The 26,099-nt window shown below is 42.0% G+C and carries 18 protein-coding genes; 2 read left to right on the top strand and 16 right to left on the bottom strand.

From position 1 onward, the window contains the following. Positions 1-5: 5 nt before the first annotated feature. The 7 genes from ACFOWS_RS06835 to ACFOWS_RS06865 all read right to left on the bottom strand — a co-directional run bounded on the left by ACFOWS_RS06835 (position 6) and on the right by ACFOWS_RS06865 (position 9,008). A complete protein-coding gene (locus tag ACFOWS_RS06835) occupies positions 6-1,427 on the bottom strand; it encodes an amidohydrolase family protein (RefSeq protein WP_379763190.1) in 1,422 nt (473 codons plus the stop codon). Beyond that, on the bottom strand, positions 1,424-1,999 hold the full coding sequence (locus tag ACFOWS_RS06840) for a YdeI/OmpD-associated family protein (protein ID WP_379763191.1): 576 nt from the start codon (positions 1,997-1,999) through the stop codon (positions 1,424-1,426). Before ACFOWS_RS06840 ends, ACFOWS_RS06835 begins: the two co-directional genes overlap by 4 nt. Position 2,000: 1 nt before the next feature. Continuing rightward, positions 2,001-3,614, bottom strand: a complete 1,614-nt coding sequence (locus ACFOWS_RS06845) for a M1 family metallopeptidase (protein ID WP_379763192.1) — start codon at positions 3,612-3,614, stop codon at positions 2,001-2,003. A 67-nt stretch (positions 3,615-3,681) separates the two neighbouring features. Beyond that, on the bottom strand, positions 3,682-5,016 hold the full coding sequence (locus ACFOWS_RS06850; protein WP_379763193.1) for a M28 family metallopeptidase: 1,335 nt from the start codon (positions 5,014-5,016) through the stop codon (positions 3,682-3,684). Between the two features lie 9 nt (positions 5,017-5,025). Continuing rightward, the gene (locus tag ACFOWS_RS06855; RefSeq protein ID WP_379763194.1) at positions 5,026-5,529 is read right to left on the bottom strand and encodes a VOC family protein; all 504 of its coding nucleotides are present in this window, start codon (positions 5,527-5,529) and stop codon (positions 5,026-5,028) included. Between the two features lie 87 nt (positions 5,530-5,616). Further along, positions 5,617-6,801 carry a nuclear transport factor 2 family protein gene (locus ACFOWS_RS06860; RefSeq protein WP_379763195.1) on the bottom strand — a complete coding sequence of 395 codons (1,185 nt, stop codon included), beginning with the start codon at positions 6,799-6,801 and terminating at the stop codon, positions 5,617-5,619. Further along, a complete protein-coding gene (locus ACFOWS_RS06865; RefSeq protein ID WP_379763196.1) occupies positions 6,798-9,008 on the bottom strand; it encodes a bifunctional alpha,alpha-trehalose-phosphate synthase (UDP-forming)/trehalose-phosphatase in 2,211 nt (736 codons plus the stop codon). The genes ACFOWS_RS06860 and ACFOWS_RS06865 overlap by 4 nt, the downstream gene beginning before the upstream one ends. A 102-nt stretch (positions 9,009-9,110) precedes the next feature. Between ACFOWS_RS06865 and ACFOWS_RS06870 the strand changes: the two genes are divergently transcribed. Next, positions 9,111-10,913 (top strand): glycoside hydrolase family 15 protein, encoded by a 1,803-nt coding sequence (locus ACFOWS_RS06870; RefSeq protein WP_379763197.1) that lies wholly within the window; start codon positions 9,111-9,113, stop codon positions 10,911-10,913. A gap of 190 nt (positions 10,914-11,103) precedes the next feature. Here the strand turns inward: ACFOWS_RS06870 and ACFOWS_RS06875 are convergent, their stop codons facing one another. The 6 genes from ACFOWS_RS06875 to ACFOWS_RS06900 are packed head-to-tail and all read right to left on the bottom strand — an operon-like array spanning position 11,104 to position 17,848. After that, positions 11,104-12,909 (bottom strand): acyl-CoA dehydrogenase family protein, encoded by a 1,806-nt coding sequence (locus tag ACFOWS_RS06875; protein ID WP_379763198.1) that lies wholly within the window; start codon positions 12,907-12,909, stop codon positions 11,104-11,106. A gap of 40 nt (positions 12,910-12,949) precedes the next feature. Beyond that, complete coding sequence (locus tag ACFOWS_RS06880; protein ID WP_366589964.1) at positions 12,950-13,303, bottom strand: four helix bundle protein; 354 nt, start codon at positions 13,301-13,303, stop codon at positions 12,950-12,952. A 45-nt stretch (positions 13,304-13,348) separates the two neighbouring features. Beyond that, positions 13,349-14,542, bottom strand: coding sequence for an acetyl-CoA C-acyltransferase (locus ACFOWS_RS06885; RefSeq protein ID WP_379763199.1), 1,194 nt, complete (start codon positions 14,540-14,542; stop codon positions 13,349-13,351). Between the two features lie 43 nt (positions 14,543-14,585). Beyond that, the gene (locus ACFOWS_RS06890) at positions 14,586-14,951 is read right to left on the bottom strand and encodes a four helix bundle protein (RefSeq protein WP_379763200.1); all 366 of its coding nucleotides are present in this window, start codon (positions 14,949-14,951) and stop codon (positions 14,586-14,588) included. Between the two features lie 31 nt (positions 14,952-14,982). Then, complete coding sequence (locus ACFOWS_RS06895) at positions 14,983-17,388, bottom strand: 3-hydroxyacyl-CoA dehydrogenase/enoyl-CoA hydratase family protein (RefSeq protein ID WP_379763201.1); 2,406 nt, start codon at positions 17,386-17,388, stop codon at positions 14,983-14,985. Between the two features lie 13 nt (positions 17,389-17,401). Continuing rightward, on the bottom strand, positions 17,402-17,848 hold the full coding sequence (locus tag ACFOWS_RS06900) for a MarR family winged helix-turn-helix transcriptional regulator (RefSeq protein ID WP_379763202.1): 447 nt from the start codon (positions 17,846-17,848) through the stop codon (positions 17,402-17,404). Positions 17,849-18,051: 203 nt separating this feature from the next. Between ACFOWS_RS06900 and ACFOWS_RS06905 the strand changes: the two genes are divergently transcribed. Further along, positions 18,052-19,488, top strand: coding sequence for a BspA family leucine-rich repeat surface protein (locus tag ACFOWS_RS06905; protein WP_379763203.1), 1,437 nt, complete (start codon positions 18,052-18,054; stop codon positions 19,486-19,488). Positions 19,489-19,539: 51 nt separating this feature from the next. On the opposite strand, the gene ACFOWS_RS06910 is transcribed toward ACFOWS_RS06905, so the two are convergent. From ACFOWS_RS06910 to purL, 3 genes are all read right to left on the bottom strand, one after another. Further along, positions 19,540-21,309: an AMP-dependent synthetase/ligase gene (locus ACFOWS_RS06910; protein WP_379763204.1), complete on the bottom strand. Its 1,770-nt coding sequence runs from the start codon at positions 21,307-21,309 to the stop codon at positions 19,540-19,542. Positions 21,310-21,400: 91 nt separating this feature from the next. After that, the gene (locus ACFOWS_RS06915) at positions 21,401-21,853 is read right to left on the bottom strand and encodes a GNAT family N-acetyltransferase (RefSeq protein ID WP_379763205.1); all 453 of its coding nucleotides are present in this window, start codon (positions 21,851-21,853) and stop codon (positions 21,401-21,403) included. Positions 21,854-22,081: 228 nt separating this feature from the next. Continuing rightward, entirely contained in the window at positions 22,082-25,753 is a 3,672-nt protein-coding gene (gene purL / locus ACFOWS_RS06920) for a phosphoribosylformylglycinamidine synthase (protein WP_379763207.1), read from the bottom strand. Positions 25,754-26,099 lie beyond the last annotated feature (346 nt).

A 26,099-nucleotide genomic window follows, 5' to 3' on the forward strand; every position in this document is an offset into this window, starting at 1 on the left:
TTATTTTAATCCATTACGGCGCTTTCCAATAGTTCTTTAAGTTGCTTTTTACCAAAGACTTGATTTCCCTTGATGACCGTATGAATATTTTCGGTTTCCGATATGTCTTCCAAAGGATTGCCATCCAACAGCACCAAATCGGAAACTTTTCCTTGAGAAATACTTCCATACGAGTCAGACTGGTCTAAAAATCGAGCACCATTGTAGGCAGAGGTGCGTAGCGCATCTAAAGGTGAGATTCCTTTTGCAACCATTGCAGCCAGTTCCTTGTGCAATGAAATTCCAGGATAGATATAGGAATTGAAAGCTCCGCAATCCGAGCCGGCCAAAAGGCCCACATCGGCAGTATTCAGGGATTTTGTCAACCGACCAAAAAAACTGTCCAATTCCTTTCTATTTTTTCGAGCTTCTTCGGAAGCACGCATGGCACTTTGAATGCGACCTTCATAAGTTTTAATGATTCCTTGCCCTATATATTTTAGGTAAGGGTCGTTGGTATGGTCCATCTCGTCCAAATAGCTCAAGGTTTTCCCAATATGAAGGGTGGGCACCACAAAAACTTCTTTTTGCTTCAATTTTTGAAATATTGCCTGAGCGGTACTGTCCGTATATCCCTCTTGTAAAGAGGGCATGGCATCCCAAAAGCCCATTTCGCCGCTTTTCATCTTTTCGGTCACTTCTTCCTCATTGCTGGCACAACCTTTCATGATATAGTACAAATGTTCGATGGCATCCATCCCCGCATCCACTGTTTCATTGAGAGTGACCGTAAATGGCATATGGCCTGAAACGGTAAGACCTCTTTTTTCAATTTCTTTTATGGTCTTTACATAAAGGTCTCCTGAAAATCGACTGTCATATAATTTTACAAAATCAACATTCAGGGCTTGGAGGGAATCCAAGGCAACGGGAATATCTTCTTCCTTTTCCACGACAAGGGAGCCGGCCCAAGTTGAGTTGGGACCGTCAATTTTTGGCCCTGCCGTAAAAATGGTAGGGCCTACCAAGTCCTCATTTGCAATCTGTTTTTTCCATTCCATGACCGAGGCGGTTAAATCGCCCCCAGCGTCCCTCACGGTGGTAATGCCATTTGCAATAAAGAGTTTTAGAAAGTTTTTATTATTGGCAATCAACGAGTCGCCTCCGCGTAAGTGGATGTGATTGTCCCAAAAACCGGGAAGGAGGTATTTTTCGGTTGCGTCAATCGATGAATCTGCTTTGTATGTGGTCTCAGCACCAACATCCTCCATGGTTTTGATTTCTCCTTTGGAGATATAAATATTTTTAACGGTTACTTTCCCAGATTCAAGGTCGATGACATTGGCATTCATAAGGGCCAAATCAACTGGGATGGTTTCTTTTTCCTGACATGAGGTCAGGATAAAAAGGAAAGCAAGTAGCGTTACTTTTTTTAGGAGGGTGCTCATCTTTGGTTTCGGTATTTTACGTTTTGGGCGGCCAAGTCCACGATTTCTTGAACTCGTTTTTGTCGGGTTTCTTCCCGTTTGGCCTGATTTAGCCAATAGAGATAACTTTTCCGCTGTCCATGGGTGAAATTTTCAAAGTTTTCAAGTGCGGTTTTATTCGCTTTCAATGCTTTTTGGAGTTCTTTGGGAACCACCCCGTTTTCCACGTCGTCCAAGGCCTCCCATGAACCGTTCTTCTTGGCCACCTTTATGGCTTCCAGTCCACTTTTATGCATTAATCCATTGGATTTTAACTCTTTGATGTGGTTTTTATTGACCTTGCTCCAAACGCTTGTGGGTTTTCTGGGACAGAAATATTGTCGTCGTTTGCCATTGCCCAAGCTTTTTACCGTGCTATCTATCCAGCCATAGCATAAGGCTACACGTACGGCTTCTTCCCATCGCATACTTTCTTTGTGATGCTCCACCTTATAAAAAATAAGATGTATGCCATTGGAAGTATCGTGGTTTTCATGGAGCCACTCGCGCCATTCTGCATCATTTTTAAAGTAATGTTCAGGAAGATGGTCCAAATCAGATTTTTTCGGTTTCTATCAAAAAGTTTTTATCAAATTTCAGCTTGTCATTTGCCAGTTTTTCGGTTTTCCATTCGGAATTGGGAAAAAGCCAATGCTCCTTTTCTCCAAGAAAGACACGAATGGGCATATCAAAATCCTCAACCACATCCACATAGCGATAGGTGATGGTGTTACCTTCCAGTTTATATTCCAATTTGGGAATCATAACGGTCCTAAGATATTGGTTGAAGAAGGCCGTTAAGTCCTTTCCTGTTTTTTCACTGAGATAATCTTCTATTTGTTTTGTGGTCACTGTTTGGTGATAAAAATCAGCGTTCAACCCGCGAAGAATAGTGCGCCATAAATCGTCATCTTCAATTAATTGTCGCAGCGTATGTAAGATATTGGCCCCCTTGTAGTACATGTCCCCAGAACCACTGGTGTTTACATCATAAGGTCCAATAATGGGAATATCGTTTTGTATGTTGGCTTTGGTTCCCACAACATATTCAGATGAGGCTATTGTGCCAAAATGATAATCCAAGTACAGGTTTTCGGAATACGCTGTGAATCCTTCGTGAATCCACATGTCTGCAATGTCTTTATAGGTAATGTTGTTGGCAAACCACTCATGACCTGCTTCATGGATGATGATAAAATCAAATTTTAAGCCCCAACCGGTGCCTGACAAGTCTCTTCCCAAATAACCGTTGGTATATTGGTTTCCGTAAGTGACGGAACTTTGGTGCTCCATACCCAAATAGGGAACTTCCACTAGTTTGAACCCATCTTCATAAAAAGGGTAGGGGCCAAACCAATGCTCAAAAGCTTGTAGCATCATAGGTACTTGAACAAACTGCTCCTTTGCTTTTTCAAGATTTTCGGGAAGCACGTAGTAATCTAGATCTAAGGTTCCCTTTTCACCTTCATACTTTTCACCAAAATGAACATAGTTGCCTATATTCACATTTACGCCATAGTTGTTGATGGGATTGGCCACGAACCAGTGATAGGTTTTGTAATCTCCATGTTCATCCACACCTTCCAATTTTCCGTTGGAAACATCCATTAGATCTTTGGGAACCGTTACGTTGATGCGCATGCTGTCCACCTCATCGTACATGTGGTCTTTATTGGGCCACCAAACACTGGCGCCAAGTCCTTGGCAGGATGTAGCCACAAAAGGATTGCCTTTAGCGTCTTTTTTCCATGAAAAACCGCCATCCCAAGGTGCCCTAACTGCTTTTCTGGGGTTGCCTGAATATTCAATCTTGATTTCATTGAATTCTCCGGGTACCTGATTTTTCTTTAATTTGATAAAATGGGCAGCACCTTCGGAGGTGAATTTCAATTTTTTGCCATCTTGGGTCACAGAAGTGATTTGCATGGGTTCTTGTAAATCAATCTGAAGCACATCTGACGCCTCCAGTACCTCATATCGAACCACATTATGCCCTGAAATGAACTCTTTTTCGGGTTCTACCTTTACATGAAGATCGTAATAGTTTAAATCCCACCATTCCCGTTCTGGGGTGATACTTCCTCTAAGTGTATCTTGGCGTGTAAAGTTTTGGGCTGATAGGGTGCATAGCCCAAGCACAAATGCAACTAGCGTAAACTGTTTCTTCATATATAATCAATTAGACTTCTCGACGTCTCCTTCGATTGCGCTCAGGATGACAGCTCGAAGTGACAAATTATCTAAAAACTTTGTTTGGAAACACCACTGGACTTTCATGTCCGTCTTTGCCAACGGCAGCTACCCCAAAGAAAAAATTATCAATGACAATGCCCTCTAAAGTATGTTCGGTAACATCGCCCACATACCTAAAATTATCCCAAGTAGGGGAGGTGGTGTCCCTCCAATAAATCTTATATCCCATGGCACTATCTACTTTACTCCATCTAAGTTTGGCATTAGGTTCAACAATACCGCCAATTTCAACAGTTTCTGGAGCAGGGGGAGCCCACGCTATGGACGCAAGTGAAATAGCATTTACCGAAGTAAGTTTTTTGGCATATTCAAAGTTTACATGTTCAAGTACATCACCATAAGCAATACCGTCCTCCACCCGAATGTCCTGATGTTGTTGGGTATAGTTCTCATGGGCTTCCATGATGCGAATACCAGCAAACCCTGCATCATTGAAGGGTCTGTGATGTCCACCACGGCCAAAACGGTCTAAACGATAAATGAGCATGGGATTCATTTCTGGCATGTAGGTTTTGGTAGTTTTGTAAACATAGCGTGCCAATTGCCGGGAAATACCATCTACCTCACCGCCATAAAACCGACGAGCATTCCGTTCTTCTTCGGTTTCGGTGGGGGGAACAGGTTCCGAAAAAATACGGAAGTCGCGATTGCTTACCACACCATCAACCCCGGTAATGTTTCCAATCATATCGTTGTTGAGGATACCAACAATATCCCAGTTGTTTTTTTTGGCATAGGCTGCCAATCCTTTACCGCCATATAGTCCTTGTTCTTCTCCTGAAAGGCCCACAAAGATAATGCTGCTTTCAAAATCATATTTGGAAAGAACACGTGCGGCTTCAATAGTACCAGCCATGCCACTGGCGTTGTCGTTTGCTCCGGGAGAGTCCGAAGTGAAATTTGTGGGGTCGCTCACCCTAGAATCGATATCCCCACTCATGATGATAAACCGGTTTGGATACTTGGAGCCACGTTTAATGGCGACTACATTCACAATCCAAACATCCTTAACGATTCGGTCGTTGTCCCCTTTTTTGATGAAATCTTTTTGATAGAAGACCTCCAAACAGTTGTTGCATGCTTTGGAAATGGTTTCAAATTCTGATTTTATCCAACGCCGAGCAGCGCCAATACCACGGGTTTGGGAGATAGTATCGCTTAAGGTGTGCCGTGTGCCAAAACTGACCAATTTGGTCACATCATTTTCAATGCGCTCAGCAGAAACGGAATTGATGATATCATATAAACGTGCATCTGTTTGCGCAGTAAGAACCGATATGCTTAGAAGGCTAAATAGCAGTACGTAAAACTTTTTCATGGGTATGATTTATTTTCCGATGAGCTCAATGAACAACCCATCAGGGTCTTGGATTAGTATAAAGTTTCTGCCATCTGACAGTTGTATGGGTGTATCGCCCAGGGTTTCAATGTTGCTATCTTTGATTCGCTGCAATACTTCAGCCGTGGACTTTAGATAAATGGTTATGTAACGCACACCGTTTTTGTCCTGGATAACCTTACCGGATTCCTCTTTTGGATTGCCGAATGAAGCTAACTTGAATTCCGTGGAGTGGGGGTCATCCAAGAGTTTTAAAATTTTGACATCATATGGAGTTCCACCGGTCAAACCTGATTTTTCACCAAAAGATGCATCGATACCGAAACCTCCGGTTTCGACCATACCGATGATATTGGTATAAAAATCGTAGGACGCATCCATATCTGATGCAATCATGGCTATGGAAATGGAAGGATTGTCAACCTCGTTTTGTGCTTGGCACAAACTTAGCGTACACAGCAAAAAAACAAGAGTAGTGAAGAGACGCTTCATTATAGAATTAGTTGAGAAATATTAGTCCGCATGAAAGTAGCAAAAAAGGGCCAAAATAAAAACCAATAGGGCAATTGGAACTACCCCTTAATCTATGAATGTCACCTTCACAATTTCACCATTTTGCACCTCATAAACGGCCACAGCACTGATTTTTGAACCATTTACAGTAACATACTCTTCATCAATGACCTTATTGCCAATAACAATCCTATTTTTGATTTCACAATACAGGTCTGGGGTATTTTCAAAAAAGGTCTTGTAGTGTTCCCGCATTTTGTTTTTTCCTTCAATGTGGAGCGTATTTGGAAAATTGTAGAGTTTGATATTCTCTGAATAGGTATCCATAAAAGCGTCAATATCACGGGCGTTGTAGGCTTCCAATTGTTTTTGGACCAGACTTCTTGGCGATTCCTCCGCCACAAAAGCCAGTCGGGTCTTTGATGAGTTGACCGCGATTCTGGAAATGTTGTTGATTTCCTCTTGCTCAAAATGAATAACGGGGTCCCAAGTTACCTCGGTGGTTGTATCATAGCTTAAAATGGATTTTCCTGAACCGGTCACCAATGTGTTCCCGTCCAGCCAGCAGACATCTTCTTCATTCTTGTAAGTGTTTACTATTTTTTTAGTGGCCCCTGAAACCGGATTCAAGGATTTTATTTCCCAAGCTTTATTTTCCTTACTGATATAGCTTATCAAATCCGTGCCCGGAATTTTATGCAAGGACCGACCCACATTTCTTTGATGGGTATAGTTGGTTCCATCCTTTAGGTTGCTTACCACCAAATCCATTCGGCTTCCCACCAAGACCGTTGAGACCACCACATGGTCATTGTACCAGACATGATATCCAATTTTCAGGTCGGAAATGGGCGAGGACTTGCCCGTTTTTAGGTCATATTCATACAATCGCTGCAACCCGTCCAAATCCAAACGAATGGCAGAAATGGCATTCTTTCCCGGAATTCGTAACGGTGAATACTCGCTTCCGGTTGGTGTATTGGTAATCCATAGTTTAGAGCTACCTTCATTGATATTCAGTCGTAAAACATCAGTTTGCCCCTCCCGGGTAGAAGAAAACAATACAGTGTCATCATCCCAAAATGAAGGTTGGTTATCATACCCTTCATTGTTGGAAATGTTCTTTGGATTGGATAAGATTGGGCTCCCATTCTCAAATGACAGGTCAAAAAGATAGACCTCAGTATTTGCCTGCCCATTCATTTGGCATACTGAGAGCAGAAATAGGAGTGTGATTAATCTATAGGTCATGGTTTTGCAAACCGTTTTAAAAGTTCCCTTACACGTTCGGTGTTTTCAACATGGTATTTGGCTTTGGTTTTCTTGAGCCCGACCTTTACCGTTACCGCAGAATCTGGTAGGTCTTGGAACATAAACTCATCGGTCCAATCATCACCAATGGCAAATACAAAGTCGTAATCATCTTCGCCCAACATTCGAGTGGCCGCCCTTCCTTTGTTCACATTACTGCTTTTTACCTCCATGACCTTGTTGCCATTAAGCACACTAATATCGTCGTTACCTATTAAACTGGTCAATACCGTATTTAATTCCGTAGCTCTTTTTTCGCCAAAATCTGGGTCGGTGTTTCTATAATGCCACGCCAAGGAGTAATTTTTTTCTTCAATAAAAGAGCCTGGTGTCCGATCCACAAAAGATTCCAGAACGGGACGAATTTTGTCCATCCACTGTCCTTTCACCTTTTCCAACATCTTAAATTCCTCTCCATTTCTTGAAATCCATACCCCATGTTCCACGATCATATTGTATTTTTTTGGAAGGAACCATCGGCTAAAAGTCTGTTTGTCCCTTCCACTTATTAAAAACAGGGTGGTGTTTTCTTGACTGTTCAATTGATCTAAAAGATCATATAATTCATCATCGGGAGATGCTTTTTGAGGGTCTTTGTGAAAACCAGAAAGCGTACCATCATAATCAAGGAATAAAAGCCGCTTGGTTGCAGAGGAAAATTTCTTCAGGATTGTGTTCAAACGGTCATCCGTCATTTTTTGGGAGATAAAGGCATGCCCCAATTCAGGTTTCTGGTTTAGGGCATTCATAAATTCATTGGCCCAAACCTCAACGTTGTATCGTTCCAAGCGATTTTGCAAAAAGGTGTTTCTTGATTTTTGCTCTTCTACCGGCATATTAATTGCTTTCTGCAATGTATCGGCCTGTTCCTCAAAATTGTTGGGGTTTATTAAGAGAGCTTCGTTCATTTCATAGGCTGAACCCGCCATCTCACTCAAAATTAGGACTCCGGTTTTGTCCGTTCGCGTAGCTATATATTCCTTGGCTACCAAGTTCATACCATCACGAAGTGGCGTTAACCAAGCAATATCACTGTTAGTATATAGGTCAATGAGGTTTTCAAACGGCATGGAGCGGTAAAAATACCAGATGGGTGTCCAGTTTACTGTAGAGAATTCTCCATTGATTCGTCCTACCAATTCATCGATTTCCCTTTTAAGAAGCTGGTATTGAGGTACATTTGATCTCGATGGAACAGCAAGAATGATCAATCGAACCTTTTCTTTATATTCGGGATATTTGTTCAGAAAGTATTCAAAAGCATTGAGTCGTTTTGCTATTCCTTTACTGTAATCCAATCTATCTATGGAGAGAATGAGTTTGGTATCTGGGGCAGAAGCTTTGTGGCTGTCCAATCGCTTTTGAAGATCACTTTGCTCTCCTTCGTTGTTTTGCTGATGGGACTTTGCGGCATTCTTAAATTTTTTGTAATCGATTCCCATGGGAAAAGAGTCAACCTTTATGACCCTATTCTCCATAAAAATCTCATTGAAGCTCACTTCCAATCCCAAGAGCCTTCGGACCGAACTTAAAAAATGTCGTTCATAATCGTAGGTGTGAAAACCAATAAGGTCAGATCCCAGTAATCCCTCTAAAATTTCTTCACGCCATGGAAGCGTTCTAAAAATTTCATACGAAGGAAAGGGAATGTGCAAAAAGAACCCGATGGTGGTGTTCGGACGTTTCTCCCGAACCATTTGTGGCACCAACATCAATTGGTAATCATGTACCCAAATGGTATCATCTTCACCTGAGTTTTCAATTATGGCATCTGCAAACTTTTGGTTTACCGATTTGTAGGTGTTCCAAAAATCCAGTTCAAACTCGGAGTACTCCAAAAAATAATGAAAAAGGGGCCAGACCGTCCTATTGCTAAATCCGAAGTAAAAACCATCAATTTCTTGGGCATTGAGCCTCACCTTGGAGCAACCATTTTTTTTGAGGGCCTTATCAATATCATTCTCAAGTTCCGGAGGAATATCCTCATCAGTCAGTCCGGACCATCCTATCCATAAACTTTCACCACCACTGTGTACTGATTTCATGCCTGTGGCCAACCCGCCCACACTTGGCACTGCATCGATGCCTCCATTATTAATTTGTAATTGAACGGGTAGTCGATTTGAGATTATGATAGTTTTGCCCATAAAAGGATGCTTTTTGTCAGTATTACTATTTTGTTTCTTTAAATTTCGGGAAATTCGAGCGTAAAACCAATTCGTACGAACCCTTTTGAGGATAATTGATCTATGGACAACCTGAATTACGGAATTATTGGAAATTGTAGAACCGCCGCCTTGATTTCAAAAGCAGGGTCATTGGATTGGTGCTGTCTGCCCCAATTCGACTCAACCTCTGTATTCGCAAAGATTTTGGATGAGCAAAAAGGAGGAAGTTTTGAATTCATTTTGGATGATGGATATGATGTTGAACAAAAATATCATCCCAACACGGCTATTTTGATTACTCGTTTTTCCAATGGTAAGGATATTTTTGAAGTGCATGATTTTATGCCCAGGCACCACAAGCTGAATAATGGGAAATATAATGCTCCGCCAGAAATCGTTAGGTATATCAAATATGTGTCTGGAAAACCCAAGTTTCGAGTAAAGTATGACCCAAAGCTTGAATATGGGCTTGGGCAGACCAAGCATTATGTGAAAAAGGACTTCATTGCGAGTTTAACTCATAAGCAGAAGTACGACACCCTTTTTCTATATACTTCATTTGACAAAAATACCGTGTTGGATGGAGATGAAATGACGCTTACCAAGGATGGCTATTTTTTGATCTGTTACAATGAAAAGATCTTAGAAGCATCAACGGATAAAATGGCTTTAGAACTGGAACGCACCAAGGTATATTGGTTGGATTGGGCAGACAAAACCCCAAATTATTCCAAGTTTGGCGAGCAAATTATTCGAAGTGCCATTACCCTAAAGTTATTGACCTTTGATAAGACTGGTGCGGTATTGGCGGCGGCCACCACTTCACTGCCAGAGACCATTGGCGAGGTCCGCAACTGGGATTATCGTTTTTGCTGGATTAGGGATGCTTCCATGGTGATAAAGGTGGTATCTGAGCTGGGCCACAAGAATTCCGCTAAAAGGTACCTGCAGTTTATAATTGATTTGATGCCAGATAAGGATGAAAAACTCCAAATCATGTATGGTATCAATAAAGAAAAGACCCTTACTGAGAAAACACTAGATCATTTGGATGGGTATCAAGGCTCAAAACCTGTGCGTATTGGAAATGCGGCCTACAAGCAACGACAAAATGATATTTATGGCATTTTGATGGATGTTATCTATGAGCAGTTAATGAAATTCACCAATGATATTGAAAATGGCGAAGAGCTTTGGAGCATTACCAAAGGTATTGTTTGGATTGTAGGCAAGCACTGGAGGGAGCCGGATAAAGGAATTTGGGAATTCCGTGGGGAGGACAAGCATTTTACTTTCTCCAAAGTACTGTGTTGGGTGGCTTTAGATCGCGCTATTAAAGTGGCGAGAATTTTTGGGAAGACCCATAAAATCTCTAAATGGACTGCTTTGGAGCAGGAAATCAAAGAAGATATCCACCATAATGCTTGGAACAGTGATATCAATGCGTTTGTACAGTCGTATGGTTCGCGTCATTTGGATGCCTCGGTACTACTGATGGAGTCCTACGGATTTATACATGCGAGAGATCCTAAATATGTAAGTACTGTACGTGCCATAGAAGAGGGTTTAAGTAATGATGGATTGCTCTATCGCTATAAAAATGAAGATGATTTTGGATTGCCATCATCTTCATTTACTATTTGCACCTTTTGGTTCATAAACAGTCTCTTTAAAATAGGGGAAGAAGAAAAAGCTTTGGAACACTTTGAGAAGTTGTTGGGCTATAGCAACCATCTGGGCCTTTTTAGCGAGGACATTGATTTTAAGTCCAAACGATTGTTGGGTAACTTCCCCCAGGCTTATTCTCACTTGGCACTGATTGAGTGTGCCATTAACTTCTCGCGCAAACAACGTGAGGAGCGTATTTTGGAATCTATAGGCTGATTAAGGTCCAATAAAGCAAAATATGCCACCTCGATCGCAGTCGAGAGGTCTCCAAAATCTGAAATATGAATTAGGTCTCGACTGCCTAGCTGCCGAAGGCTGGCGCTCGACCTGACATAGTATATGTATAAAACAAAAAACGCCCCAAAATGGGGCGTTTTCAATTCAGCTTTGTTCAGCATTATTTGAATTAGTCGAAGGTGTACCCATTATCTGCAGCTACTTTGTCCGCAATTTGGGTGCGGAGCGCCACAACATTGGGTTGATTTGTATATTTCGTGAAACGTTTTAGTCCCATCAACATCATGCGCTGCTCATCGCCTTCTGCAAAAGAAACAATGGCCTCTTTTCCTTTTTGGTTAACAATGTCCACAGCTCGGTATAAATAGAGTTTGGCCATAGCGATTTGGGTGGCTTGATTGTCTTCTCCAAATCGTTTTGCATTTTTCTCGGCGCGAAGGATCGTGGATTCCGCCAAGTATACCTGAATTAAAATATCAGCGGCGGACATCAACAACATTTGGTGCTCTTCTAAATTTGGGCCGAATTTTTGAACCGCGCTTCCAGCGACCATCAAGAAAACTTTTTTCAATCGGGCTACCATATCCTTTTCTTCCGAGAACAATTCAGAATAGTCAGGCGTGTCAAACGATGGAATACCCATCAATTCCTCCCCAACAGCTGTGGCAGGTCCTAATAAGTCTACGTGTCCTTTCATGGCTTTTTTCACCAACATGCCCACGGCCAACATCCGATTGATTTCATTGGTTCCCTCATAAATTCTAGATATACGTGCATCTCGCCAAGCGGATTCCATAGGGGTATCGGCACTAAAGCCCATGCCTCCAAAAATCTGAATGCCTTCATCGGTTGTATGTTGTACATGTTCGGAAACCGCCACTTTAAGGATGGAGCATTCAATGGCGTATTCTTCAACGCCTTTTAACTCTGCTTCTTGATGTGAATTTCCATCGGCCTGACGTATAGCGATTCTGTCCTCAATGTTTTTGGCTGCCCTATAGCAAGCTGATTCATCTGCGTAAGCATTCGTGGCCATATCAGCGATTTTTGCTTTAATGGCCCCAAAATTCATGATTGGTGTCTTGAACTGTACCCGTTCATTGGCATATTTGGTGGCCTCATTGAGCACCCGTCTTTGCGCTTCCAAACAGGCGGCTGCCAGTTTAATTCTTCCCACATTTAGGGCATTCATGGCAATCTTAAATCCATTGCCCCTTTCGGATAACATATTTTCAACAGGTACCTTGGTCTCGTTGAAGAATACCTGACGGGTAGAGGAGGAGTGGATACCCAATTTCTTCTCTTCATCGCCCAAAGAAATCCCATTCTTAGGGTCGTTTTCAACAATAAAGCCAGTAATGTTCTTGTCGTCTTCAATTCGGGCAAACACAATAAATAGGTTGCAGAAACCCGCATTGGAAATCCACATTTTTTGTCCGGTGATGCTGTAATATTTTCCATCTTCGGACAGAACCGCTTTGGTCTTCCCTGAATTGGCATCTGAACCAGCACCCGGTTCGGTTAAACAGTAGGCGCCAAACCACTCGCCAGAGGCCAGTTTTGGCACATATTTTTGTTTCTGCTCTTCAGTACCGTAAAGCGTAATCGGCATAGTTCCGATTCCTGTGTGTGCTCCAAAAGCCGTACTGAAAGAACCTGTTGCTCCTGAGATATAATCACAAACCAACATTGTGGAGACAAATCCCATACCCATACCGCCATACGCTTCAGGAACGGCAACGCTTAAAAGTCCCAATTCACCAGCTTTTCGCATACATTCTTCAGTGTAGGCGTAGTCTTTTTTCTCAAAACGCTCCCAATGGGCCCAAAGCTCGCGGTCCACAAACTCCTTGGTGCTTTCGCGCATCATTTTTTGCTCTTCGTTTAGGTCTTCCAGTGTGAAAATGTCCTCACATTTGGTTTCCTTGACCAGAAATTGGCCGCCTCGTAATATTTCTTTTTCTGCTGTTTCCATTTTGATTAAGATTTAAGAAGATAGAAAATAGAGAAAAGACTTATTTCAATCCATTTTGAAATCCCATGGTCATCTTTTGCCATTCTTCTATTTTATCTTCAAGGGTATTTAAACTTTCTGGGTTAATGTAATTTCGGTGTTTAGCAATTAAGAGTTGAGTTCCAAGTTCAAAGGATGACCCCAATGCAATGTCTATGAAATGCTTAAAAGATTTATCCGTTCTGGAAGACCCTTCGGCTATATTGCTTGGCATTGAAATTGAGCATCTGCTTATTTGTGAGCTTAAGTCATATCGTTCATGTTTCGGAAACTTAATGAGCAAATCAGAAATTTCATTAGCAATCTCCAATCCGAGCAACCATATTTTCAACCTTTTATAGTTATGTCTTTTCATCGAGCCGTCTTTTTTCTCTACTCTTTCCTCTCTATTCTTAAGCCCTTAAGATAGAAATTCATAAATCCCCGCGGCTCCTTGACCTGTACCAACGCACATGGTCACCATTCCGTATTTTCCTTTCATATCGCGTTTGCGCATTTCATCAAAAAGTTGAACGGATAATTTAGCTCCGGTACAACCCAGTGGATGGCCCAATGCAATAGCTCCACCGTTAACATTGACGATTTCTGGGTCCAAGCCCAATTCTCGGATAACGGCCAACGACTGCGAAGCAAAGGCTTCGTTCAATTCGATGAGTTCTACATCATTTTGGTTCAATCCGGCTTGTTTCAACGCTTTTGGAATCGCCTTAACCGGACCAATTCCCATGATGCGAGGTTCAACGCCGGCTGCGGCGTAATTTACCAAGCGGGCAATGGGTTCCAAGTTCAATTCTTTTACCATTTCTTCACTCATGACCATGACAAAAGCGGCTCCATCGCTCATTTGTGAAGAGTTACCTGCCGTAACACTACCCCCCTCGGCAAAAACGGGTCTCAATTTGTTCAATGTTGGAATGTTGGTGTCCTTTCGGGGTCCTTCATCTTTGTTGACGGTGTATTTTTTCGTTTCTTTTTTTCCAGCTTCATTTACAAAAGTGTGCTGCACTTCAATAGGAACAATTTGGTCTTGGAACCGATTTTCTTCTTGGGCTTTCAACGCTTTCATGTGAGAATTGTATGCGAACACATCTTGATCCTCTCGGGAAACCTTAAATTGCTTCGCAACGGCTTCAGCCGTAAGTCCCATCCCCCAATAATAATCTTCGTGACCTTCTTTGGCAGTGGCATAATCTGGGGTAGGTTTGTAACCACCCATGGGGATATAGCTCATACTTTCCGCTCCTCCGGCAATGATACAATCGGCCATTCCAGATTGAATTTTAGCAGTGGCAATACCAATGGTTTCCAATCCCGAGGCACAATACCGGTTGACGGTTACGCCGGGAACATCCTCAATATCCAACCCCATGAGGGAGATGAGTCGAGCCATATTTAATCCCTGCTCAGCTTCTGGCATAGCGTTGCCCACAATGACATCATCGATACGTTTTTTATCGAGTTGGGGCAATTGCTTCATCATGTATTCGATAGTCTCCGCGGCCAGCTCATCTGGTCTTTTGAATCGGAACAAACCTCGTGGAGCTTTTCCCACTGCGGTTCTGTATGCTTTTACGATATATGCTTGCTTGTTCATCTTGCTTTAATTGATTTATGACGATAAGACGTAGGACGTAAGACTAATGGTCTTCTATACTTTCCATAAAACGAGTTACCATCTTTTGTATTGATTGAATTTTATTTTCCAAATGATTAAAAGTACTTTCTGAAATGTACCCAACTTCGAAGGCAATGACGAGCTGTGTTTCCCATTCAAATGCTGAACCAAGAGCATTTTCCAAATACTGTAAAAAATGCTTTGTTGTACTTTTACTCATTCCCTCCGCAATATTTGAAGGAATTGATATGGAGCATCGTTGCATTTGGTTAGACAGTACATAGGTTTCAGACTTAGGAAATATTTTGGTGGTTTTGTAGGTCTCTTTGACCAATCCAATGCCATCCCTCCAAATGGTTAACTTTCTAAAATTATGTTTTGCTGCCATATCTTATGTCTTACGTCTAAAAGTCTTACGTCTAGTTTCTCAGCGGTTTCCCAGTTTTCAACATGTGCTGGATGCGCTCCAAAGTCTTTCGTTCGGTACATAGCGAAAGAAATGCTTCCCGCTCTAAATCCAATAAGTATTGTTCACTTACGTAATTGGCCTCAGATAAATCTCCTCCGGCCATCACGTAGGCCAGTTTGTCCGCAATTTTCTTGTCGTGTTCCGATATGTAATGTCCCGCTTCCATGGAATCGGTACCTACCAAGAACATTCCAAGTGCCTGTTTACCCAAAACCTTCACATCTTTTCGTTGTATCGGTTTGGTGTACCCTGCTTCCGCTAGTAAATGGGCATGGGCCTTGGCCGTAGCAATTTGTCGGTCTTTATTCACAACCACTACATCTTTCCCTTTTTGTAAAATCCCCAAATCGAAGGCTTCATACGCTGAGGTGGATACTTTGGCCATTCCAATAGTGAGGAAGTATTCTTGTAGAACGTTAAGCTCTACATCATTTTTCCTGAACGTGTCAGAGGCACGAAGCGTCATTTCCTTGGAACCGCCACCGCCGGGAATCACCCCGACGCCAAATTCCACCAATCCGATATAGGTTTCCGCAGCTGCAACCACTTTGTCGGCATGCATGGAAAGCTCACAACCACCACCCAGGCACATACCGTGCGGTGCTGAAACAGTAGGGATGGAAGAATACCGCATCCGCATCATGGTATCCTGAAAGTATTTGATGGCCATGTTCAATTCATCATATTCCTGTTCTACGGCCATCATAAAAATCATTCCAATATTGGCGCCGACAGAGAAATTGGCAGCTTGGTTTCCGACCACCAATCCTTGGAAATCTTTTTCCGCTAGGTCGACCGCTTTGTTCAAACCAGCCAAAACATCTCCGCCGATGGTGTTCATTTTGGATTGGAATTCGCAGTTCAAAATGCCGTCACCCAAATCCTCGATGACCACCCCACTGTTTTTGAACACTTCATTGGACTTTCTGATGTTGTCCAAAATGATAAAGGCATCCTGACCCGGAACTTTTTCCATAGCCTTTTTTGGAATATCATAAAAGTAGGTGGCACCATCTTTTACCGAATAAAAGGAATCAATGCCGGCTGCCTTCATTTCCGCAACCCAAGGGGCGGCTTCCAAACCTTCAGCTTTGATGAATTCCAAACCTTTGTCCAGTCCCACAGCATCCCAAATTTGGAATGGACCGTGTTCCCAGCCAAAGCCAGCTTTCATGGCATCGTCAATCTTATACAATTCATCAGTGATTTCTGGGATTCGATGTGTAACGTAGGCAAACAACGCCCCGAAACTTTTTCGATAAAATTCCCCAGCTTTATCTTTTCCATCCACCAAAACAGGAAACCTATCAATTACTTTATCAATGGTTTTGGTAAGCTCCAATGTGGCAAATTTTGCGCTCTTTTTAGACCGATAGTCCATCGAGTCCAAATCCAAAGTGAGGATTTCGCTCTTGCCATCATCACCCTTCACTTTTTTATAAAAGCCTTGTCCCGTTTTGCTTCCCAACCATTTGTTTTCCATCATGGTATTGATGAAATCTGTTAGTTGAAACAGTTCATGACGTTCATCATCCTTGCAGTTTTCGCTAATACCGTTGGCTACGTGCACCAATGTATCCAGTCCAACCACATCAACCGTGCGGAAGGTGGCCGATTTAGGTCGCCCAATAACAGGTCCGGTAAGCTTGTCAACTTCTTCCACCGTCATGCCCATTTCCTTTACCATGTGGAAGAGGCTTTGAATACTGAAAATCCCAATACGATTGCCAATAAATGCGGGTGTATCTTTCGCCACCACTGAAGTTTTACCCAAGTACTGTTCGCCATAGCTATTTAAGAATTCCAAAACTTCAGGGGAAGTTTCAGGGCCTGGAATGATTTCAAAAAGTTTTAGATACCGGGGCGGGTTAAAGAAGTGGGTTCCGCAGAAGTGTTCCTTAAAATCCTGACTCCGGCCTTCACTCATAAACTTTATAGGAATACCCGAAGTATTGGATGTAATAAGTGTTCCCGGAGTTCTATGTTTTTCGAGGTTTTCAAAAACCTGTTTTTTAATGTCCAATCGCTCCACAACCACCTCAATAATCCAATCCACCTTGGAAACTTTGGCAATGTCATCCTCCAAATTTCCGGTGGTGATGCGGCTCGCAAATTTTTGATGGTAAATAGGGGAGGGTTTTGACTTTAATGCTGCAGACAAGGCGTCGTTCACCAAACGGTTGCGTACGACTTTGTCCTTTAAAGTGAGCCCTTTGGCCTTTTCCTTTTCGTTGAGTTCCCTTGGAACAATATCCAGCAATAAAACCTCGACGCCGATATTGGCAAAATGACAGGCAATGCCACTTCCCATAATACCAGAACCGATAACGGCAACTTTGTTGATATGCCTCTTCATTGATGTGTTTGTTTTAGTTCGTTGTTTTTATGTACACTTTTTTGTCTGAAATCAGTTTATTGATGATGTCCACGGTCTTAAAAAAACCTTCTAGGTTTTCTTGTGAAACATTTGCTTTGACCACTTCATTGAATCTGAGCACCACATCTTTGGATTCCTTACGTTTTTCCAATCCCAATGCGGTAAGATGAATCAGTACCCCCCTGCCGTCGTTTGGATTGGGCTTTCGTTGAATGTATCCTCTTTCCTCAATATTTTTTAAGATCCTGGATAAACTTGTGGATTCCATTCCCATTTTGGGACCCAGAGCGGTACTTGGTGTTCCTTCCTTTGGGTCGATACTCAACAGGGTAAAGCCTATGGCCATGGTAACCCCGTAATTCTTGGCCTCTTCATTGTACATTTTGCTGACGGCTTGCCAAGTAGCTCTCAATGCATAATCAATGGTCAAATCTTTCATAGAACAGTTTGGTGTTTTCAAATATATGAAAATATATTATGCATGCATAATAAATATAAGATTTATGTGAGTCCTTATAATCTGAAAACAATGATGAAGTTGCCATACGTCAATTCATAAAGGCAATCTGTCAACTTGTATATGAAATAGAATGAAGATAAAGAGATATTGTTAGCATTCTATTTCACCTAAATAACGTTCAAATGAATACCAAAAAATTATTTTACATAATTGTAGTGCTTTTATTGCTGGCTTCATGCGGCAAGGATGATGGTCTTGAAAAAATGGAGTCCAAGAACAATGCACCGGTTATTGAGGTTCAAAGCTTTAGCGTACCTGAGGATATTATGGATAGGAACATTATTGGAAAAATTAAAGCAGTTGATAAGGATCAAGATGAGTTGATTTTCAACCTTGTGAAAAACGATAATGGACTATTTAGATTGGCGTCCGATGGAACGCTTAGTTTAGAAAAGAGAAAAATTCTGGATTTTGAAAAGTCTACGGAACACAAAATAACTATTTCTGTAACGGATAAGAAAGAAAAGGCTGAGTCTGAAATAACAATTAGTGTGAATAACATTAGCGACAGCTTGGCTGAAAACCCAGAATCATTCGTGACATTATGGTATATTGATAGTGAATATTTGGAGTTGACAATAGGTACCAATATAAGTCTTTTCAGTTATGATTATTTGGTGGACTGGGGTGATGGAACCATTGAAGAAATAGATCACAATGGGTTTATTTCGCATGAATATAGCGAGGCAGGAACATATAGGATTGCTATTAATGGATCGTTTCCACACTTTTTTATGGGAGGGGATAGAGTTGAATATATACACAGACGAGCACTTATAGGATTATTACAATGGGGGGCTATAGATTGGGAAAGTTTGCATTATGCATTTTCGGGTTGTTTTGAACTTGAAAACTTTGCCACTGATACTCCTAAATTAGGAAAGGTATCAGATATGAGTTTTATGTTTTCCGGAATCAATAAACTGGAGGGTGATTTCACACAATGGGATGTTACTTCTGTAAGCAATATGAAAGGGATGTTCTCAGGAACAAATTTCACCGCTGATATCAGTTCTTGGAATGTTGAAAATGTAAAAGACATGTCCTCTATGTTTCATAATGCAAGTTCGGGCAACCTTGATATAGAATCTTGGAATGTCAAAAATGTTATAACTATGAGGAACATGTTTAATAGGAATCAAACCTTTAAAGGAAATCTTAAGAATTGGGATGTTAGCAATGTAAGAAATATGAGAACTATGTTTTGGGACACAACTTCATTTAATGGAGATATTTCTCATTGGGATGTTGATAATGTTGAAGAATTTGACTCTATGTTTTCAAATGCTAAAGAATTTGATAGAAACTTAGGTGCATGGAATATCCAGAACGCTGAATCTATGAGACACATGTTTAATAACAGCGGAATGTCTCCAGAAAACTATGGTGCCACTTTGGTAGGCTGGCATAATAATATAAATACACCCCAAAATATTGAGTTGGGTGCTGAAGGAATTGAGTATTGTGAAGATGACAACGCCGTTGTTACAGCGCGAAGTGGTTTAATCACAGATTTTGGGTGGACCATCAATGGAGATTCCTCCGTAATCTGCAACTAAGAAATAAAAAAACCACCGAGCAATCGGTGGTTTTTGTTTTACAGGGCATAATCAATACCCATAAATCTCATTATAAAGGGCCATATATTTTTCCTTTACAATTTTGCGCTTTAGTTTCATGGTAGGGGTAAGGTGGCCTTCCTCCACGCTCCAAACATCTGGAGTCAACCGAAACTGCTTTACCTTTTCCCATTTGGCAAAGTCTTCATTCGATAGGTCTACCTCTTCTTGAAAACGAGCGATGACCTTTTCGTTTTTCACCAAATCCGAATTCTCACCAACGGTTATGTTATGTCTTTTGGCCCATTCCCGTACAAAATCAAAATTGGGTTGAATTAAAGCAGCGGGCATTTTTTCGCCTTCGCCCACCACCATGATCTGTTCTATAAAACGGGATTGCTTAAATCGGTTTTCCAACAATTGGGGGGCCACATATTTACCACCCGAGGTTTTGAACATCTCTTTTTTACGGTCGGTGATTTTTAGGAAACCATCAGCATCCACTTCGCCAATGTCGCCAGTGTGAAAATAGTCGCCTGTCATGACTTCTGCCGTTCTTTCAGGGTCTTTGTAATAGCCCATCATTACGTTGGGACCTTTGCAAAGAATTTCACCATCTTCCGCAATTTTCACTTCCACATCATCAATGATCTTGCCTACGGTACCTATTTTCCACCCTCTGTTGCGTTGGTCATTCACAGAAATGACAGGAGAGGTCTCCGTAAGACCATAGCCTTCCATGACGGGCATACTGGCTGCGGCAAACACACGGGCCAATCGGGGTTGAAGGGCGGCACTGCCCGACACCATGCATGCAAGATTTCCACCAAGTCCGGCCTGCCACTTGCTGAAAATTAATTTTCGGGCTATGCCCAGTTGAAATTTGTACCACCAACCATTGGCATCATAAGGCTCAAACTTGAGTCCGAGTTCAACGGCCCAAAAGAAGAGTTTCTTTTTAATACCATTTAGAAGGGTTCCTTTCGCAATGATGGCATCATATACTTTTTCCAACAATCGTGGTACCACCGTCATGACATCAGGTTTTACTTCCTTGACATTATCACTGATTTTATCCAATCCTTCCGCAAAATGGATTTCAATCCCACAATATTGATAGAGATACAGGATCATTCGCTCAAAAATGTGGCAAACGGGCAAAAAGCTGAGCGCGGTTCCTCCTGCTTCAAAGGGTACTCGTACTTCGCTGGCAATGACGTTAGATACAATATTATTATGGGAGAGCATTACACCCTTGGGTTTTCCCGTAGTTCCCGAAGTATAGATCAGTGTGGCCAAATCCATCGGCTTAACCGCTTCTTTCAATTTTTCAACTTCATCTTGATTGGAATCATCAGCTCCCAATTCCATGACCTCTCTCCAATTCTTGCAATTTCCAAGCTCATCAAAGGAGTAGACTTCGTTTAATTTTTTAAGATTGGAACTAATGGACAGCACTTTTTCCATCACCTCTTCACAGGAAACAAAACAGTATTTGGCTTCAGAGTGATTTAAGATATATTCATAATCGTCCTCGGAGATGGTGGGATAAATGGGGACATTCTGTGCGCCCAATTGCAGGATTCCAATATCCACAATGTTCCATTCCGTGCGGTTGGTCATAGAGATGACCGCAATTTTATCATTGGGCTTTACACCCATCCGGAGAAGGCCACGGCTCACCGCATTGGCCTTATCTAAGTATTCTTTTGTTGAGGTTGCTACCCATTGGCCATTTTTTTTGGTGACCAATGCCTTTTCGAGGGGGAGTTTTTCCATTTGGTAGTATGGAAAATCGAATAATCGGGTAACTGTTTGCATAGTAAGTTTCTATTAGGTAATTGCAAAATAGGGAAAGGAAACGGTATTTTAAAACGAGTTATTCAAAAACCGGCATAAATTCCTGCTGATATTACATAAAATGCAATTTCATGCCTTCGTGAGAATTGGTAAATCCCAAGGATTTGTAGAACGCCAAGGCCTCGGGTCGTTTTTTGTCAGTGGTCAATTGTACCACATGGGCTCCTTTTTCTTTGGATTTTGAGATGGCCCATTGGAACAATTCTTTTCCAATGCCCTTTCCCCGATAATCCTCGTGGACCCGAACCGCCTCTATTTGCGCCCGGATTCCACCTTGATAGGTAAGATATTGAATGAAGCTCAATTGAAGCGTTCCAATAACTTGGCTTTCTTCATTTTCGATAACCACCAATTCTTGATTGGGATCATTGAGGATGTTTTCAAAGGCCTTATAATAGGTGTCGGGGAGAGGATTTTCGTAATTTTCCCGAAGCTTGCCCAATGTATCATTGGCGAGCATTTGAACTATGGCAGTAACATCTTCTTTTTCTGCTTTTCGTATCATTAAACAAAAAAGGCTGATATTAAAATCAGCCTTAACTTTTAAAATAACAATAATATAAAAATTGCTACTTCAACTAATGAGATTTTTATCTCAATATTACCAGATTTAATATGCATGGTAATTTAGTTGTTGTATGCTCAGTATCCAGAGCGATTCATCCAAAGTATAGAGTTTTAAAACAGCAGTGAGTATCTATACCGTTAACTAATGTGACTCACTGTGATAAAGTTAATTATTTTTTTCCACCCACTCTCTAGCATTTATAAAAGCTTGCAGCCATGGCGACACTACATCGGTTCTATCCTTTGGATAGTGTGCCCAGTTCCATGGAAATGTAGACCGCTCAATATGTGGCATGGTCACTAGGTGGCGTCCAGTTTTGTCACAGAGCATAGCGGTATTGTAATCACTACCATTGGGATTGGCAGGATAACCTTCATATCCGTATTTGGCCACAATATCATACTCTTTTTCATCATTCGGGAGACTGAACTTGCCTTCACCATGACTAATCCAGACACCGAGCGTAGTACCTGCCATATTGGAAAGCATCACAGAGTTGTTTTCTTGAATTTTCACTGAAGTAAATCCACTTTCGTGTTTATGCGACTCATTGTAGGTCATTCGGCCATGGGTCTCATGCTCTGGATTGATCAAATCCAATTCCATAAACAATTGACAACCGTTACAGATTCCGACAGACAGCGTATCGGGACGGGCAAAAAAGTCCTTCAAAGCCTTATTGGCCTTTTCATTGTATTTAAAAGCCCCGGCCCAACCTTTGGCACTTCCCAAAACATCCGAATTGGAGAAGCCGCCCACAGCACCAATGAATTGGATATCCTTCAAGGTTTCCCGGCCAGTGATAAGGTCGGTCATGTGTACGTCTTTCACATCAAATCCGGCCAAATACATGGCATTGGCCATTTCTCGTTCGGAGTTGCTTCCTTTTTCGCGAAGAATTGCGGCTTTTGGTCTGTCATTGCCTCTCGACTGCGCTCGAGGTGACAATGTCCCGTCAAAACCTTTTGGAAAAACATAGTTTAATGGCTGATTCTTGTAATTTTCAAAACGGTCTTGGGCTAGTCCATTGGAAGTTTGTTTGCTGTCCAACAAAAAGGAAGTTTTGAACCAGGTATCACGGAGTGATGCAACGTTCAACCCAATTTCAACCCCATTATTTTTGATACTCAAGGTGCTTTCCGAAGTGACACTGCCTATTTTATGGAATTCAATGCCCGCATCCTTCAATACATTTTCAACGGAAGCATCTTTCGCTTGGAACACAAGTCCAGCATTTTCAGAAAATAATAGTTTTATGCTGTCCGATTCTCCAATGGAGTTCAAATCTAGTTTTGCGCCAAGATTATTGTCTGCAAAGCAGAGTTCCAAAAGCGTGGTAATCAATCCACCTGAGGCCACATCGTGACCTGCCAAAATTAGGTCGCTTTTAATCAGCCCTTGAAGGGTATTGAAAACTGTCTTTACGTAATCCGCTTCCAAAACAGAAGGTGTTTCATCTCCGATGCCATTCAATATTTGTGCAAAGGAAGAACCACCCAATTTGTGACTGTCCTTAGAGATGTTGATGTAGTAAATGTCGCCTCCATCCTTTTGGAGCACAGGTTCTACCACCTTAGTGATGTCATCGCAATGTGCCGCAGCGGAAACAATTACAGTCCCTGGAGACAACACTTCGGCATCCTTGTATTTTTGTTTCATGGAAAGCGAATCCTTCCCTGTGGGTACATTTATTCCCAATTCAATCACAAAATCAGATAAGGATTCTACTGCTTTGTACAATCGGGCATCCTCACCTTCATTGCGGCAGGGCCACATCCAGTTCGCGGAAAGGGATACGGATTTTAATCCATCTTTTAAAGGAGCCCAAACCATATTGGTCAAGGATTCCATTACACTGTTTCTGCTTCCAGCTACGGGGTCTATTAAAGCAGAAACAGGCGAATGCCCTATGGTGGTGGCAACTCCTTCCTTACCTTTAAAATCCAAAGCCATAACTCCGCAGTTGTTCAACGGTAATTGTAATGGTCCCGCACATTGTTGTTTGGCCACATGACCACCCACACAACGGTCAACCTTGTTGGTGAGCCAATCTTTGCAAGCTACGGCTTCCAATTGCAACACATGCTCCAAATACTCATGGAAATGTTCCAAAGAGTAGGAGAGGGGCGGATAGGTTTGTTGTGTGGATTTGTCATCCATAATGGTTTTGGGTGAGCTTCCGAACATATCCGAAAGTTCCAAATCCATTGGTTTTTCACCAGATTTTTGCGACTCAAAAGTGAAACGATGGTCACCCGTTACTTCGCCCACGTTGTACATGGGGGAGCGCTCACGAGCGGCTACGCGGTCCAATAAATCCAAGTCTTTTTCACCGATGACCAAGCCCATTCGTTCTTGGGATTCGTTGCCTATCAATTCCTTTTTGGAAAGGGTAGGGTCGCCAATAGGCAATTTATCCGTATCGATATTTCCTCCCGTTTCTTCCACCAATTCTGATAGACAGTTGAGATGTCCGCCAGCGCCATGGTCATGGATGGAGACAATGGGGTTATCATGACTTTCCAGCAATCCACGAACAGCGTTCGAGGCTCGTTTTTGCATTTCTGGGTTGGAACGCTGTACGGCATTAAGTTCGATAGCAGAACTGAATTCGCCCGTATCGGCACTGGAAACTGCTGCACCACCCATTCCGATGCGATAGTTGTCGCCACCTAGAACGACTATTCTGTCTCCTTTTTTTGGAGTGTCCTTTAAAGCTTGGTTCGATTTTCCATATCCAATACCTCCGGCCATCATGATTACTTTGTCGAAGCCTAATTTTCTGACTTCTTCTTGATGTTCAAAGGTCAAAACAGAACCTGCAATGAGCGGTTGCCCAAATTTGTTTCCAAAATCCGATGCTCCATTGGAGGCCTTGATCAAAATATCCATTGGGGTCTGGTACAACCAATTCCTTTCTTTCATTCCTTTTTCCCAAGGACGATTTTCTTCCAAACGGGAATAGGAGGTCATGTACACCGCTGTTCCCGCTAAGGGCAAGGATCCCTTTCCACCGGCCAAGCGATCACGAATCTCGCCACCTGAACCAGTTGCTGCCCCATTGAAAGGCTCAACCGTGGTAGGGAAGTTGTGTGTTTCGGCCTTTAGTGATAAAACGGAATCGAACTCTTTTTCTTCGTAAAAATCAGGTTTATCTGCACTTTTTGGCGCAAACTGAATCGCCTTCGGCCCTTTAATGAAGGCTACGTTGTCTTTGTAGGCCGAAACAATAGCATTGGGATGGGCTTCTGAGGTCTTTTTGATCAATTTGAATAGGGAAGAGGGCATTTCTTTCCCATCAATGACAAAAGTTCCGTTGAAAATTTTATGTCGGCAGTGCTCCGAATTTACCTGACTGAAACCAAACACTTCGGAATCCGTCAACTTACGTCCTAATTTTTGAGCGAGTCCTTCGAGGTAGGCCACTTCTTCATCACTCAAAGCCAAACCTTCCTTTTGGTTGTAGGCGGCTATATCCTCAATCTCCAAAATGGGTTCAGGCACAATGTTGATGGTGTAAATATCCTGACCCAGTCCCTTGTATTTTTGGGAGAGCATGGGGTCGTAGTCCGTAAAGTCCTCGGTAACGGCATGGAACTCCTCAATCCGGATAATTCCAGTAACCCCCATGTTCTGGGTAATCTCAGTGGCGTTCGTACTCCATGGGGTGACCATGGCGGCACGTGGCCCAACAAAAAAGGCGTCGAGTGACGCCGCTTCAATCTTGGGTTGGTTGCCGAACAACCATGTTAACTTTTCATTATCCTCCTTACTGATTTCCTGAATGGTCTGGACGGCAAAAACCTTGGTAGCCTTGTCCCCAAAAAAATGGATCATACAATCTGAGCGTTGAACGGTTTAAGAAAGTGCAAATTTACGATTTTGGGTTGGATTTTCGGCATAGCTTGTTTTGAGTTTTGAACTATCCTTGTTAATAGTTGATTTATAAATTCAGGGCCCTCATCCATAAATTCATCAATTAGAAAGAGGCATATTCCGCTTACTTTAAAGCATTAATTTGCTCTAACCATGGAAACTGGAAGAAAAAAAATCACAAAGCGTTTGGTAATTTTTGCAGTACTGCTATCTGCCATATTGATTTTAGCCATCAATTGGGATGAACGCGATTGGATCAATCTATTGAGACATGCAATAAAAAATATACTTCGGAATATAATTTGAG

This window comes from Flagellimonas marina (assembly GCF_042651185.1).
GTDB lineage: Bacteria > Bacteroidota > Bacteroidia > Flavobacteriales > Flavobacteriaceae > Flagellimonas > Flagellimonas marina.

Bases quoted from the DNA above. Each gene is read 5' to 3' on its own strand.
- ACFOWS_RS06915 (WP_379763205.1), bottom strand. From the start codon at position 21,853: ATGATACGAAAAGCAGAAAAAGAAGATGTTACTGCCATAGTTCAAATG.
- ACFOWS_RS06845 (WP_379763192.1), bottom strand. From the start codon at position 3,614: ATGAAGAAACAGTTTACGCTAGTTGCATTTGTGCTTGGGCTATGCACC.
- ACFOWS_RS06875 (WP_379763198.1), bottom strand. From the start codon at position 12,909: ATGGAAACAGCAGAAAAAGAAATATTACGAGGCGGCCAATTTCTGGTC.
- ACFOWS_RS06865 (WP_379763196.1), bottom strand. From the start codon at position 9,008: ATGGGCAAAACTATCATAATCTCAAATCGACTACCCGTTCAATTACAA.
- ACFOWS_RS06835 (WP_379763190.1), bottom strand. From the start codon at position 1,427: ATGAGCACCCTCCTAAAAAAAGTAACGCTACTTGCTTTCCTTTTTATC.
- ACFOWS_RS06900 (WP_379763202.1), bottom strand. From the start codon at position 17,848: ATGAAAGATTTGACCATTGATTATGCATTGAGAGCTACTTGGCAAGCC.
- ACFOWS_RS06895 (WP_379763201.1), bottom strand. From the start codon at position 17,388: ATGAAGAGGCATATCAACAAAGTTGCCGTTATCGGTTCTGGTATTATG.
- ACFOWS_RS06890 (WP_379763200.1), bottom strand. From the start codon at position 14,951: ATGGCAGCAAAACATAATTTTAGAAAGTTAACCATTTGGAGGGATGGC.
- purL (WP_379763207.1), bottom strand. From the start codon at position 25,753: ATGATCCATTTTTTTGGGGACAAGGCTACCAAGGTTTTTGCCGTCCAG.
- ACFOWS_RS06870 (WP_379763197.1), top strand. From the start codon at position 9,111: ATGGACAACCTGAATTACGGAATTATTGGAAATTGTAGAACCGCCGCC.
- ACFOWS_RS06850 (WP_379763193.1), bottom strand. From the start codon at position 5,016: ATGAAAAAGTTTTACGTACTGCTATTTAGCCTTCTAAGCATATCGGTT.
- ACFOWS_RS06910 (WP_379763204.1), bottom strand. From the start codon at position 21,309: ATGCAAACAGTTACCCGATTATTCGATTTTCCATACTACCAAATGGAA.
- ACFOWS_RS06885 (WP_379763199.1), bottom strand. From the start codon at position 14,542: ATGAACAAGCAAGCATATATCGTAAAAGCATACAGAACCGCAGTGGGA.
- ACFOWS_RS06855 (WP_379763194.1), bottom strand. From the start codon at position 5,529: ATGAAGCGTCTCTTCACTACTCTTGTTTTTTTGCTGTGTACGCTAAGT.
- ACFOWS_RS06880 (WP_366589964.1), bottom strand. From the start codon at position 13,303: ATGAAAAGACATAACTATAAAAGGTTGAAAATATGGTTGCTCGGATTG.
- ACFOWS_RS06860 (WP_379763195.1), bottom strand. From the start codon at position 6,801: ATGACCTATAGATTAATCACACTCCTATTTCTGCTCTCAGTATGCCAA.
- ACFOWS_RS06905 (WP_379763203.1), top strand. From the start codon at position 18,052: ATGAATACCAAAAAATTATTTTACATAATTGTAGTGCTTTTATTGCTG.